The 13,505-nt window shown below is 42.4% G+C and carries 8 protein-coding genes; 4 read left to right on the plus strand and 4 right to left on the minus strand.

Annotation, left to right across the window (positions count from 1 at the left end; genetic code table 11):
* Positions 1-2 precede the first annotated feature (2 nt).
* The 3 genes from ABIN91_RS14605 to bglX are packed head-to-tail and all read left to right on the plus strand — an operon-like array spanning position 3 to position 5,185.
* On the plus strand, positions 3-1,829 hold the full coding sequence (locus ABIN91_RS14605) for a glycoside hydrolase family 2 TIM barrel-domain containing protein (RefSeq protein WP_348051957.1): 1,827 nt from the start codon (positions 3-5) through the stop codon (positions 1,827-1,829).
* A gap of 26 nt (positions 1,830-1,855) precedes the next feature.
* Positions 1,856-2,947 carry an endo-1,4-beta-xylanase gene (locus ABIN91_RS14610; RefSeq protein ID WP_348051958.1) on the plus strand — a complete coding sequence of 364 codons (1,092 nt, stop codon included), beginning with the start codon at positions 1,856-1,858 and terminating at the stop codon, positions 2,945-2,947.
* Between the two features lie 12 nt (positions 2,948-2,959).
* Positions 2,960-5,185 carry a beta-glucosidase BglX gene (bglX, locus tag ABIN91_RS14615; protein ID WP_348051959.1) on the plus strand — a complete coding sequence of 742 codons (2,226 nt, stop codon included), beginning with the start codon at positions 2,960-2,962 and terminating at the stop codon, positions 5,183-5,185.
* Between the two features lie 189 nt (positions 5,186-5,374).
* Here bglX and ABIN91_RS14620 read toward each other — a convergent pair whose 3' ends face one another.
* The 3 genes from ABIN91_RS14620 to ABIN91_RS14630 all read right to left on the minus strand — a co-directional run bounded on the left by ABIN91_RS14620 (position 5,375) and on the right by ABIN91_RS14630 (position 8,579).
* Positions 5,375-5,533: a hypothetical protein gene (locus ABIN91_RS14620; protein ID WP_348051960.1), complete on the minus strand. Its 159-nt coding sequence runs from the start codon at positions 5,531-5,533 to the stop codon at positions 5,375-5,377.
* A gap of 132 nt (positions 5,534-5,665) precedes the next feature.
* Positions 5,666-8,269: a galactose oxidase gene (locus ABIN91_RS14625; RefSeq protein ID WP_348051961.1), complete on the minus strand. Its 2,604-nt coding sequence runs from the start codon at positions 8,267-8,269 to the stop codon at positions 5,666-5,668.
* 130 nt (positions 8,270-8,399) lie between these two features.
* On the minus strand, positions 8,400-8,579 hold the full coding sequence (locus ABIN91_RS14630; RefSeq protein WP_348051963.1) for a hypothetical protein: 180 nt from the start codon (positions 8,577-8,579) through the stop codon (positions 8,400-8,402).
* A gap of 664 nt (positions 8,580-9,243) precedes the next feature.
* Here ABIN91_RS14630 and ABIN91_RS14635 point away from each other — a divergent pair.
* Complete coding sequence (locus ABIN91_RS14635) at positions 9,244-10,752, plus strand: CARDB domain-containing protein (protein WP_348051964.1); 1,509 nt, start codon at positions 9,244-9,246, stop codon at positions 10,750-10,752.
* 283 nt (positions 10,753-11,035) lie between these two features.
* On the opposite strand, the gene ABIN91_RS14640 is transcribed toward ABIN91_RS14635, so the two are convergent.
* The gene (locus ABIN91_RS14640; protein WP_348051966.1) at positions 11,036-13,501 is read right to left on the minus strand and encodes a TonB-dependent receptor; all 2,466 of its coding nucleotides are present in this window, start codon (positions 13,499-13,501) and stop codon (positions 11,036-11,038) included.
* Between the last annotated feature and the right edge of the window lie 4 nt (positions 13,502-13,505).

Below are 13,505 nucleotides of genomic sequence, written 5' to 3' on the forward strand. Positions count from 1 at the left end.
TTATGCAAAAACCACACTACCTTCTGCTTTTAATTTTAGCGCTTGTATTTCAGGGCGCCGTCGCGCAAAACCCGCTTTTACAAAATCCGCAGGCACGTACCGTACTGAGCCTTAACGGGAGGTGGAACTACATTATAGACCCGTATGAGAATGGTTATTATGATTACCGCCATATGGCCTTTGATGCTTCATCATCGGGTTCGGGAGGTTTTTATGATGACAGAAAACCTAAGGATAAAGGCGAACTACTGGAGTACGATTTTGATACCACACCGACCCTGAATGTGCCGGGCGACTGGAATTCGCAGGTTGAAAAATTACAATTGTACGAAGGTACCGTATGGTACAGGCGCAAATTTGTAGCCGAAGTTAAACCCGGTAAACATTACCTGCTATATTTTGGCGCGGTAAATTATGAGGCGCACGTTTATTTGAACGGCAAAAAAGTAGGCATCCACAAAGGTGGGTTCACCCCATTCCAGTTTGATGTTACAGGTTTGGTTAAAAACGGTGAGAACAGCATTGTTGTTAAGGCCGATAATACCCGCCATCAGGATGAGATACCTACCATTAACACCGATTGGTGGAACTATGGCGGTATAACCCGCGATGTATCGCTCATTGAATTACCCGGAACCTACGTGGCCGATTACAAAGTACAGTTAGCTAAAAACGATGCTACGCATATTGAAGGCTTTGTACAACTAAGCACTAAATCATCTCAAAATATAACGTTGAGTATCCCCGAAGCCAATATCAATTCTGTTTTGAAAACCGATGCTGAGGGTAAGGCAACCTTTAATATTCCGGTTAAAAAACTCAGCTATTGGTCGCCGCAAAACCCTAAGCTTTATAAAGTAAATGTGATAAGCTCCGGCGATACCATTGCCGATAAAATTGGTTTCCGAACCATTCAGGTTAAAGGCCCCGATATTTTGCTGAACGGTAAATCGGTGTTTTTACGTGGTATCTCTATTCACGATGAAAATCCGCTTATCCCTGGAAGGACACGCTCGACCGCCGATCTGCGCATTTTGTTAACCTGGGCCAAAGAGCTGAATTGTAATTATGTTCGCCTTGCACATTACCAGCACAACGAAGAAATGCTGAAGCTTGCCGACGAGATGGGCCTGATGGTTTGGGCCGAAGTACCGGTTTACTGGACCATATCATGGGAAAACCCCGCCACCTATCAAAATGCCGAAGCGCAATTAACCGCCTTAATAACCCGTGATATTAACCGTGCCAGTGTAATAGTATGGTCGATAGGGAATGAAACGCCGATAAGCGATCCACGCCAAAAATTTATGGGTAGTTTGGCCGATAAGGCCCGCAATTTGGACAATACCCGACTAGTAGCTGCCGCTTTGGAGCTGCACCGCAAAAACTACGAGGTTTATGTTGACGACCCCCTGGCCGAAAAACTGGACCTGGTAAGCTTTAACGAATATGCAGGTTGGTACTGGGCCAAAGGACCGTCGGAAATAACCAAATATCACTTCAATATTAAATACCCTAAACCGGTAGTGATCACCGAGTTTGGCGGCGACGCGCTTGCCGGTTTGCACGGAACGGCCGATACCCGCTGGACAGAAGAATACCAAAAAGCGCTATACATAAACCAGATTGAGATGCTGAGCAAAATTGGCGCTTTGCGCGGGATGACACCCTGGATACTGGCCGATTTTCGTTCGCCGCGCAGACAGCACCCCGTTTACCAGGATTTTTGGAACCGTAAAGGTTTAATATCCGAAACGGGTAAAAAGAAAGAAGCCTTTTTTGTACTGAAAGGTTTTTATAATGAAGTACAAAAGAAGTATGAAAAATAAACTGGGATTAATTAACACTAACCATAATGAAAAGAGAAATTAAGGTTTTGGTATTAGCATTGGCGGTAACGTTTACCGCCTGCTCAAAAAGTAATTCGGGTACTGATTCTGGGGGCATAACTACGCCTACCACGCCAACCAATCCGGTTACACCAACCGCAACGTTGCAAAGCAGTATGCCATTCCCGTTTGGGGCGGCTGTAAATATTAGTTTGCTTAAAAATAACACGGCCTACAGGGCTTTGGTAATCAAAGAATATAACAGCTTAACTGCCGAAAGTGTGATGAAAACCGCTGCCCTGCACCCGGCACAAAACACTTACGATTTTACCGATGCCGATTACCTGTGCGATTTTGCCAAAACCAATGGCAAGCGCGTGCATGGCCATACGCTCATCTGGTATAAATCGCTGCCCGCGTGGATCACCAATTTTCAGGGTGACGCCGCCGCCTGGGAAAACTTGTTGAAAACACACATCCAAACCATCGTGGCACATTTTAAAGGCAAGGTAGTATCGTGGGATGTGGTGAACGAAGCTTTTGAAGATGACGGAACCCTGCGCAACAGTATTTGGCTGCAAAAGTTAGGTCCCGATTATATCGCCCGCTGTTACACATACGCCCATGAGGCGGACCCGGACGCACTATTGTTTTATAATGATTACGGCCACGAATACGGCCCCACAAAAAGAGCTGCCATACTAAGTATGGTTAACGGTTTGGTCAGCCGTGGTATCCCTATCAATGGTATCGGCATGCAAATGCATACCCGTTATAATTTGGGCGATAGCAACTGGGCAACCGCTATTAACGCCTGTGCGGCAACTGGTTTAAAGGTCCATATTTCAGAACTGGATATTGCCATGAATCCGAATAACGATCAAACTTTAACCTATACTGCCGCTTTATCCGAAGCGCAAACTCAAAAGTATAAGCTGATCGTTCAGGATTACAACGCCATACCAAAAGCACAGCAATTTGGTATAACCACCTGGAATGTGAGCGATGCTGATTCGTGGATACCAGGTAACTATAACCGTCCGGATTGGCCTTTACCCTTCGACTTTAACTACGCCCGTAAACCTTGTTATCAGGGGATATTAGACGGCGTAAAATAATTTGAATACTATATGCTATTATCTAAAACCAGGCTGCTTTTAATTGCCATGTTATGTGTAAGTATAAACGGCTTCGCTCAAAAGAAGACCATCAATCAGCGGGTTGATTCACTTTTACGATTGATGACGCTCGAAGAAAAAGTGGGCCAACTCAACCAATACTCAGGCAGGGAAGTAACTGGCCCGGTTACCGATAAAAAAACTAACCAGCTTAATGATATCAAGTCAGGCATGGTAGGTTCAATGCTTAATGTAAAGGGCGTTAAAAATACCAGTGAGATCCAAGCGGTAGCATTGCAATCAAGATTAAAAATCCCTTTGTTGTTTAGTCTGGATGTAATTCATGGTTACAAAACCGTTTTCCCAATTCCTTTGGCGGAAGCCGCCTCATGGGATCTGGATGCCATCCGCCAATCGGCACACATAGCCGCCGAAGAAACCGCGGCATCTGGCGTACATTGGACATTTGCCCCCATGGTTGATGTGGCTCACGACCCACGCTGGGGCCGTGTAATGGAAGGAGCAGGTGAGGATACCTACCTGGGTTCGCAAATTGCAAAGGCACGTGTGCTGGGTTTTCAAGGCGAAAAACTGGGGGGGCTTGATGCGGTAATGGCTTGTGCCAAACACTTTGCCGCTTACGGCGCGGTAACCGCAGGGCGCGATTATAACTTTGTAGAGATGAGCGATCATCAGCTTTGGGAACAATATTTGCCGCCTTTTAAAGCCGCTGTTGATGTCGGTGTGGCCACTTTTATGAACTCCTTTAACACCTTAAACGGCATCCCGGCAACGGGGAACTCTTATTTGCAGCGCGATATTTTAAAAGGCAAATGGGCCTACCAAGGTTTTGTGGTGAGCGATTGGGGATCGATAGGTGAGATGGTTGATTGGGGCTACGCCACCAACAAAGCCGATGCCGCTCTTAAAGCTATTAAAGCCGGTAGCGATATGGATATGGAAAGCAATGCTTATCGCTATAATCTGGGCATATTGGTGAAAAGCGGTCAGGTTGATGTTAAGTTGATAGACGACGCCGTTAGGCGCATTTTATACAAAAAATTTGAATTAGGCTTATTTGACGATCCGTACCGGTTTAGCAATGAGGCCCGAGAGCAAAAGGTTTTGAACGATCCAAGCCATAAACTGATAGCCCGCGATGTGTCACAAAAATCAATTGTACTATTGAAGAACCAGAATAATGTTTTGCCGCTGTCAAATTCAATAAAGAACATTGCATTGATCGGCCCGTTGATGAAAGCAAAACGTGATCTGGAAGGTAGTTGGATTCCACAATCGGATACAACTCAGGTTACTAATTTATACGATGGTATACGCAACAAAGTGGGCTCATCTGCAAATATCACCTATGTAAAAGGAACAGAGATACACGGCAAAGAGCAGGATGATTTTGCCGGTGCGGTTGCTGCTGCTCAAAAAGCAGATGTAGTAGTAATGGCTTTAGGTGAAGATTGGGATATGAGCGGCGAATCGAAATCACGCACGGACATTAACCTGCCCGGCCGCCAGAAAGAACTTTTTAAAGCCGTATCCGCAACAGGAAAACCCGTAATTGTGGTATTAATGGCTGGCCGACCGATGATATTTGATGAGATAAGCGATAAAGCACAAAGCATTGTTTACGCCTGGTGGTTAGGTGCCGAAGCTGGAAACGCGATTGCCAATGTTTTGTATGGAGATTATAACCCATCAGGTAAACTACCGATGAGTTTTCCACGCTCTGTAGGGCAGATACCGCTTACCTATGCAGGTTATAGCACTGGTCGCCCGGTTAAAAAACTGAGCGATATCAAATACAAATCGGCTTATATCGATATGGTCAATACACCGCGCTACGCCTTTGGTTATGGCTTAAGTTATACCACGTTTACTTACACTGATATGAAATTGAGCAGTGCATCCATGTCAAAAAGCCAAAAGATAAATGGCTGTTTTACTTTAACCAATACGGGCAAATACGCAGGGGAAGAGGTAGTCCAGTTATATATTCAGGATATGGTTGCATCCGTGGTCCGGCCCTTAAAGGAATTAAAGGATTTTCAGAAAGTATCCCTTAAGCCGGGTGAATCTAAAACTGTCAGATTTGTGATCGATAACGAAAAACTGTCGTTTTATAACAATGACCTTCAATGGGTTGCCGAGCCAGGTAAATTCAGGTTGATGATAGGAAGCGCATCTGATGATATCAGGCTGCAGGATAGTTTTGACCTCAAATAAAGGAATAGACTTTATTCTTAAAAGCTGGATCATCAGATGTCCGGCTTTTTATTTTACCATTTAATCATAAAAAGGTAACGCTGCAGCATTGATAACAGCAGATAAAAACGTGCCATGTGGCAAAGGTTTCATAAAGATGATCGAAGGATCACCGCCCCTATATTCGCATTAAAAGACAAGGATGCCCCACTATTTATTCTCAACAGTATCGCAAAATACAGCATCCGCTTTTACACGGTAGCTTTTTTTATTCCATGATATAGTAATGGTTACAGCAGTATTTGCTGTAGACTTACCCCAAAGCTGTGTGGTAGTTTTTTGCTGCAGCATTATGTTGCTACTCAGCATATCGGGCAATATAACTTTAGCTACATTGATATGGCAACGTAAGCAAGAAAAGGGTAATTAACAAATCAACCTTATTAGGTCATTAATTATGGACAGATAAAATTATGGGTGAGGATGATGGGATTAATAAAGCTATTCAATAATTGAGTGGAATGACCGGTTATAATCTTCGTTATAAATATTTTTATACTCCTTCACAAACTTTTCGTAAACGTGCTTTGATACAGAATGCTTCCCTAACAAGGCCAACACTTTGCATTGAATTTGCATCGCATCTTCGTTCACCGGGTCGAAATGAAAGATATGATTAGTGGTTTGTATTAAAATTTCGGGGTCGTCGGCCATATTTACCGATCGTGCAAAGAGCAGCAATCGGTTTATTACTTCGTTAGTTACTTCGGTTTTAAATTCGTCCAACCATTCATAATCGGTATCTAACAATATAGATCCGCGCTGAATCAGCGCAAACAGGCTTTGAATTTTTTGTTTATCCAATACTTGCTTGGTATCTATCAAGCTTAAATATTGCCGGTAATCAACATGTGCCTGGTTATGGTCAATTTCAATTTTCCAGTAACCGGTAGTTTTAGATAACTCGCAGTTTCCAATTTTTTCTAATATGGTTTTTAGCTTGGCAATATTAACGGAGCGGTTATTTAAAGCATCCTTTTTCGACTTATCAAACCAAAGGATTTCGTTCAATTTCTCAGATGAAACCCCGGTCTTCCTGCGGATACTATAAATTAAAATCAATAAAAATAATTCTTTTAGCAAGGGTGTAAACAAACGCGATACGTTATTGCCCTCAGCATCAAATACTTGTAGGTTTCCAAACAAAAAGACAGAACTTTTTTGCGGAAGCGGTTGGTTGTTAGCATAATCACCTATAGCTTCACGGGTTTCAACCGCTGTAGTCTCTTGCTGTTTAGCAGGTTCATTTGCTTTAGCATTGGTTGGTGTAGTACCGTGATGCTTATTTGGCTTTTTAGTTTTAAATCGTCGCCCAACAAAATATAAGCCGCCCAATAAAACAAGTGTAGCGCCGGCGTAAAGCAGGTATGTTAACCAAGGTTTCCCACCTGCCATATTTTTAACTTGAAGCATATTGGGAGGAAAACCTATGGTATAAATTTTAACCTCGGTTTGATTATCAGTCCTGAACAAGGTAACCGCTACCAGTTTTTTACTTGCGGGGCAATAATACAAATCAGCAAACGACCGGATATCATAAAAATGATACGGTATACTGTTCCCTACGATCTGGTACTCGGGTTTAGTTAATGTACCTTTAATGAGTTGCAGGTTTGACTTAAACTTTTGATTGGGAAATATCAGTCCATAAAATTCATTGCTTTTAGTATCGATGATCAGCGAATTAGCAAACGCGAAATCGTTTCCGGGATAGCTGAATTTATATACCTGGTTAAACTGCCGGGTTTTAACATTAAACTTAACCAAATCATAATAATTACGCGGGTTAAGCATTTGTAAACCCGATAAACTGCCATATCCACCTATAATATATGCATTGCCAGTATGGGCACTTTGCCCTAAAGCGGCCAGATACCGCGGCCCAAACACCGTACTGTCTACCAGCAACACCGCCCAGGGCTTACTACTGAAATCACTTTTTTGAACCAGTTTTTTATACTTCAATTCGCCATAGCCGCCCAAAACGTACAAGGATTGATCAACATCTGAAATGAATTTATTGGCATGCCAAAATTGGGTAACCCGCCCGTTATCTAAAACTTCGGCATCCCATTTTTGGGTGACAAAGCTATAGGCAGTTACTTTATTTTTATCGATATTAATATTGTACAGCTTGCCAGAAATGGTATCGTAAAGCGATTGATTACCTTGCAGCAAAGTATAGCTGCCGCTTTTATATTCGGTATTTTTTAATCCATTATCATTTACCGAATAGCTGTATAAAGCATTAGTAGAAATAATGTACACTTGCTCGGTTTTGGGGTTAAACCCTACACTCGCGTTGCCTTTTACCTCAAAACTACTTACCTGCTCCCAGTTATAATGCATAGATTTAATCCATACCGGGTTAGCCACTTTAGCTTTTACATTTTGAATTTTGTCGGTAGCAATGTTTCCGTTAATTTCATCGAGCGGCCAATGATGTGTGGGCTTTCCATTTTCAGATAGTTGGATATCTTTTATCCGCATATCGGGTACATCGGTAGTTCTAAACTTGTTGTATAAGTTGGCCCCGAACAACATTTTAAAACAATCGGCATTTCTAAGGTCGGTGCTATTTTCGCTTAGTGCTTTATCATTAACATAAACCGTGAGCGTGTTGCGCTTCCGGTCAAACTTTAGTTTAAACCTGTTCCACTGGTTATACAGGTGGTTGCTATCTAAATTAAATTCAATGTTCGAAAACTTTTCGCCAATAATTATCCTTACGTTTTTTGATTTCTTCCCTTCCGGATCGTACATCATCAAGTCGATATTACGCGACCGGTTATCTATAACACGTACGATGTAACCAAAATAAGTTTTGCTATTTGGTAGAAAGTTTATTTTAAAGGCCAGTTCAAAATCGTTTTTTAAACATAACGGCGCATCCGGACTAAGGTCGAGCGATGTCCGATTATCCTGAATAGGATTATTTTGCCCTGAAAAACGAAGTCCCTGATTTTGAGAATATGTTTGCTGTACACAAAAAGCTAATAATAACGATATAAAGAGAATAAGCGTTTTATGTCCCATAAATTTCATAACAGGCGGTAGCTATTGGCGTTACCCAACGCAAAGCAGCTGAATGTTTAGTTGGTTCTTCCCTCAATAATAGCAATTGTTATTTTATATTATCGTAATAATTTCGGAAGAAATCATCGCGATCACCTTTCTATCCAAATGATATAGCTGTACTGTAGGGCGTGTAGGTTCGAGGTATTAAACCTACACCACCAATGGTAGGGTCAACGTACGATAGGTTATCCCGCGCTGATGAGGTGCTATAGGATAGTAAGAAAACAATAATGTAAAGAGCGTTTTTTACAGCCACTCCCGGTGTATAAGGGTTCATAAATTAATAATTGGTTGCGAAAGTTATTCCTCTGGTTTATCAGCAGCAAATAAACTCGGCAAAAATTAAAATTTGATTAAAAAACCATTAACGCTGTCGCGGATTAGGGAATTTTAAAAAAAATATCAATCCATATTCAGGCAACCTGATGCAGGTAGACGAAAAAAATCCGGCCTTTTATTAAAAAATAAAACATTTATTACAGGCCGGGCTAACCCATATTTCTGCTTAACATACGGGCAATAGTATCCTGCGACATGGTTTTACGCTAAAAACAAAGCCCCGAATTTCTCTTTATGATATTTCTCTTAATTTTTAATTAATGTTTTATTAAACAGTCTATATGTAATTGCATTCACCAATTATTTAATGCTGTATTTATTAATTAGGGTTTATGCCACCGCATGCCGTAGTTAATTAGATGCCGCACAGATGTCTATCACATCAAAACCTATTTTATGTATAAAGCAAGTACTCCAAGTACCGCATTCACTTTGCTGCAACGCATTAAGCACGTACTGCTATATGGTGCTCGCCATGTGTTCAATCTGCTGTTTAAATATTCGCAACGCCCCCGCACACACCCTCGGGCGGCACTGTTGCCGATTTTACTATTATAATAAAGCCTCCAAACAATAACAAATAATCATACTAAAACAAAATCATGAGAGAAAAAAGAACAGGGTTTATGCTCCCTTTTAAAAGCACAGTAGTTTTATTAGCATTTTTAGCTGCAGCCGGATGTAAAAAAGCACAGGCACCAGCTGATGAAGCACAACAAGCTAACAAAACACCTGTGGCTAACCTGCAAACCTTATCAACCGGGTTAATTGTTGGTATTAACGGCCATCCGCTAAACACAGTAGCGTACAATGCCAACTCATCTACCATTGCAGGGGTTGATTATACTACCCAATCTGCTATGGTTAAGGCAATGAATATGACTTATTACCGGGTTGACGTGGCTACAGATGCTAATGGTAAAGCCACTAACGAAGCTAAGCTTTTAGATATTATTGCTAAGTGCCAGGTAAATAATATTAAAGTATTACCTATGATTTATGACCGTTGTAATTATAGCGGTACCACAACCAGTAACTATAATGCAGCTTATACACAAATGGCTGGCTTTGCCACTTTATACGGGCAGTATTTTGATTACTTTGAATTAGGCAACGAATGGGAATTGTTTGATGATTTGCTACTATCGGGCACTGGGCAATCGCAAAGTAATTACGATATGCCAAAAGTTTTACTGGCCGAACAATATGTAAAAGGTATGGAAAACGGCTTAAAATCGGTACTGCCAAGTAAACAGAGCATTGTAAATACGGCCGGCTATTTACCTACTTTTTGGATGGACAGAATGTATGCGGCCGCACCATCAATTAATATATGCGGCTGGCATTTATATGCCGATATGCCCCCTGCTTATCTAGCCAATTTGGGTATATCCAATATTCATCAATATTTATGGAACCGCTACCACAGGCCAATTTGGTATACCGAAAGTGGTTACAGATTTAAAACAACGTATACACAACAGCAAAACGAAGATGCATCTAACACATGGCGGACTACGCTTACCCAAGACGCTACAGCTGATCCTAATGTAAAGGCCATTATATTTTACGAGTTGTTAGATGAGCCGGAGCGTTCTGGATTTAGCCCATATAATTTCCAGGAAGAAAACTTTGGCTGGGTTAAGTTTAATGGTTATCCGGGCAAAACTAATCAAACTACTTGGAATACATGGAAAGCCGACCCTAACAGGTACCAAAACTGGAGTTACAAAACACCGGCTGCCGAATTGGTTGGGCCTGATTTGATTGTGACCGATATTACCTGGGCACCATCAAGCCCGCATACCGGCAACTCGGTAGTATTTACGGTGACGGTTAAAAATGTTGGTGTGGCGGCAACTCCTGCCGGCACTATTTTAGGGGTCAGCTTTAAAGTTGATGGCAACAGCGCTGGCTGTAATGGCACTTCTACAGCATCCCTGGCACCGGGTGCTACCCGCATACTTACAGCCAATGGTTGCTCGCCAAGCAGTTGGACGGCCATTGTTGGCACACACAGTGTAGTTGCCATGGTTGATGATCAATCAAGAATAAGGGAAAGTGACGAAACCAATAACACCCGAACCGAAAGCGTCACAGTAACTAATTAATTTTCATATAATTAGTTACTGTTAAATGTTTTTTTTTTAATTAAACAAACATTAATATAAAAAGCTCAAACATCTTTTGGGGATGTTTGAGCTTTTATTTGTAGTAGCGGTTAGAGTAGATGATCGTTGTGCCGATACCAAGTCGCCCTTCCAGTAAAAAGCCTCAGCACGCAGCAGGTAATTTTTCGGTCAGGCGGTAAATGCGTGTGTTTTTAAGAAATCTAAATATTCGTTGATGATACCGGTATTTCGGTAGGGTAGAAAAAACGGGTTTATCGGTAAATTAAAAAGGAAATATGGCTTTAAAGCTGATGTTTCGGCCAATGTTATAAATGCCCAGGTACCCGTTGGGGGATGACTGGTAGTATTCAAAATACTTTAGCCGGTTCAGATTGGATTGATATGCGGTATCAAACAAATTATCTATCTGCAAAAACAACTCACAAAAGGTTTTGTCTGATCGTTTTTTGATCGTTGTGCCCGCTCCTAAATTAAACAATGCGTAACCGGGCGTAGCCGTTTCGGTGTTATCCAAGGCATAAAAACGGTTTTGGGTGGTGTAGGCATCCATTTCGGCCTTGAAATATATTTTTGAAAATGTGCCGTATGATCTTTGCAACGTTGTTTTAACCTCAGACCGGATATGCAACGGCGGGATAAAGGGCAGGTATTTAGCCGCCCCCTTAGATTCATCAATGAGTCGCTGATCCCCATTGATCCCTGTTACGTAGGCCAGGCTATTATTAAAAGCCAGCCATTTAATATTTTGCGGATGCACATTGAGGGTAAACTCCGCGCCATATAAGCTGGCACTGCTTTGCTGGTACTGGTAAGTGCTGTTGCCCGGTACGATCACCACCGGGTTGCCATTGGCATCGGTCAGTTTGGCCTGGTAAATGTAATTATCAATATGGTTATTAAATAGCTCAACGATCAAGTCAATATCTTTCAGGTAAGCGATAAAGCCGAGGTCTTCCTGTAAACTAAATTCGGGGTTAAAGTTGCGATTACCCAGGTAAACGATATGTGCGCCCGGATCAAGCCCGTTAGATCCGATCTCGGTAATATTTGGCGCGCGGTAGCCCCGGGCTATATTGGCTTTGAGTAATAAACGCTCGCTGATATTATATGTTAAACCCAAACTACCAGATACCCCCTGGTAAACATGCTTAAACGCGGGGAACTGTAAACTTGCCCCCGCAGTATCCGGCAGTTTCACCTGCTGGTCAAACCCATTTTTCGGGTTGGGGCCAACATAAAGATCATTCCAACTGATGTGCCGGTTATCATAGCGTATACCCCCGGAGATATCCACTTTCCCGATGGTCTTTTTGGCGAACAGGAAAGTACCCGCGTCAAACAGGTTATAATCCGGGATCGGGAAGTCTGTAGCGGCATTGCTGCGGTTGGTTTGGTACATACCGTTTATTCCGATGGTACTTTCTATCCCACCAATTGACGGCAAATTATATTTCAGGTCGTAATTTAAAGTATTAAGTACGACGTACAAACCAGGCTGATCGGCCAAAGTAGGGTGGTTATACTCCCGTCTGACACTTTGCTGCAAGCCTACCGAGGCATCAATACTGCTACCTTCGCCCAGTTTAAACTCGTTATGCGAATAAATACGGTAATGCTGAATGCACTGATGCAGCGGATCTATACTGTACGATCTCAGCTGGTCGTTACCCACGATCGGCCGGTTCTTAATATCATCGGTATTGCTTTCAGCTACCTGTCTGGTAAACTGCCTGCTGAGCGAATCGCGGCTGCCATCGGGTATTTCCTGCCGGTTATCATAAACGGTTGCCGCCAATTGCGAGTATCCCCACTTTTTATCCACCCTGACCATGCCCGATAAGTTGTACTCCCGGAAACCGGTATTGAATACAAAACCATCTACGCTATTCTGATAATCATGTGCCGTTTTTGCCGTAGCCCGAAAGGCATACCGCCAGTCATCTTTTTTGTACGATAAACCCAGCGAAGTACCTATCATGCCATTATTGGTATGATAATCTGTAATGTAATCACCTTTTAGTACGCTGCTTTCGCCAGCCGGGATATAAGGGATCATGTTGATCACCCCGGCTAAGGCATCGGAGCCATAAGTTAAACTGGCCGGCCCTTTTACTACTTCAGCACGACCTATTCCGTACTGGTCTATTTCTATGCCATGTTCATCTCCCCATTGCTGCCCTTCCTGGCGCATCCCATCATATAAAGTTAAAACCCGGTTGTAACCTAATCCGCGAATGAATGGTTTGGAGATATTTGGCCCGGTGGTAACCGCGTTAACTCCAGGTACACCTTTTACAATGGCATCAATAATGTTGTTGTTAACGTTTTCGTCCATCTCTTTTTTCGTCATCACCGCAATGGGTATCGGGTTGCTGCGCAGTTCCGTTTTACGGGAGACACCTGTTACCACCACCTCATTTAGCTTTGAACTGTTTTCTTTAAGATTGCCGTTCAAAACTGTTGCCTCATCAGGCCTGATGATAACTTTATACCGCTCGGTAGCGTAACCGATATTAGAGAACACGACGGTATATGTTCCTGCCGGGATGTTTTTTAAATTATAATAACCTTTATCATTACTGGTAACCCCCATTGAAATTCCTGTGAGTGCCACAGAGGCGAAAGACAAGGGTTCACTACCCGTGGTTAACCTGCCTTTAAGGGAGCCGTTCTGTGCAGAAACGGTCATCGGTATCAATAATAAATAGAGTAAACGTAATAATTTCATTTGT

The organism is Mucilaginibacter sp. (assembly GCF_039921305.1).
GTDB lineage: Bacteria > Bacteroidota > Bacteroidia > Sphingobacteriales > Sphingobacteriaceae > Mucilaginibacter.

Excerpts from the sequence above, each read along its gene's own strand:
- ABIN91_RS14605 (WP_348051957.1), top strand. The coding sequence starts at position 3 with ATGCAAAAACCACACTACCTTCTGCTTTTAATTTTAGCGCTTGTATTT.
- ABIN91_RS14610 (WP_348051958.1), top strand. The coding sequence starts at position 1,856 with ATGAAAAGAGAAATTAAGGTTTTGGTATTAGCATTGGCGGTAACGTTT.
- bglX (WP_348051959.1), top strand. The coding sequence starts at position 2,960 with ATGCTATTATCTAAAACCAGGCTGCTTTTAATTGCCATGTTATGTGTA.
- ABIN91_RS14620 (WP_348051960.1), bottom strand. The coding sequence starts at position 5,533 with ATGCTGAGTAGCAACATAATGCTGCAGCAAAAAACTACCACACAGCTT.
- ABIN91_RS14625 (WP_348051961.1), bottom strand. The coding sequence starts at position 8,269 with ATGAAATTTATGGGACATAAAACGCTTATTCTCTTTATATCGTTATTA.
- ABIN91_RS14630 (WP_348051963.1), bottom strand. The coding sequence starts at position 8,579 with ATGAACCCTTATACACCGGGAGTGGCTGTAAAAAACGCTCTTTACATT.
- ABIN91_RS14635 (WP_348051964.1), top strand. The coding sequence starts at position 9,244 with ATGAGAGAAAAAAGAACAGGGTTTATGCTCCCTTTTAAAAGCACAGTA.
- ABIN91_RS14640 (WP_348051966.1), bottom strand. The coding sequence starts at position 13,501 with ATGAAATTATTACGTTTACTCTATTTATTATTGATACCGATGACCGTT.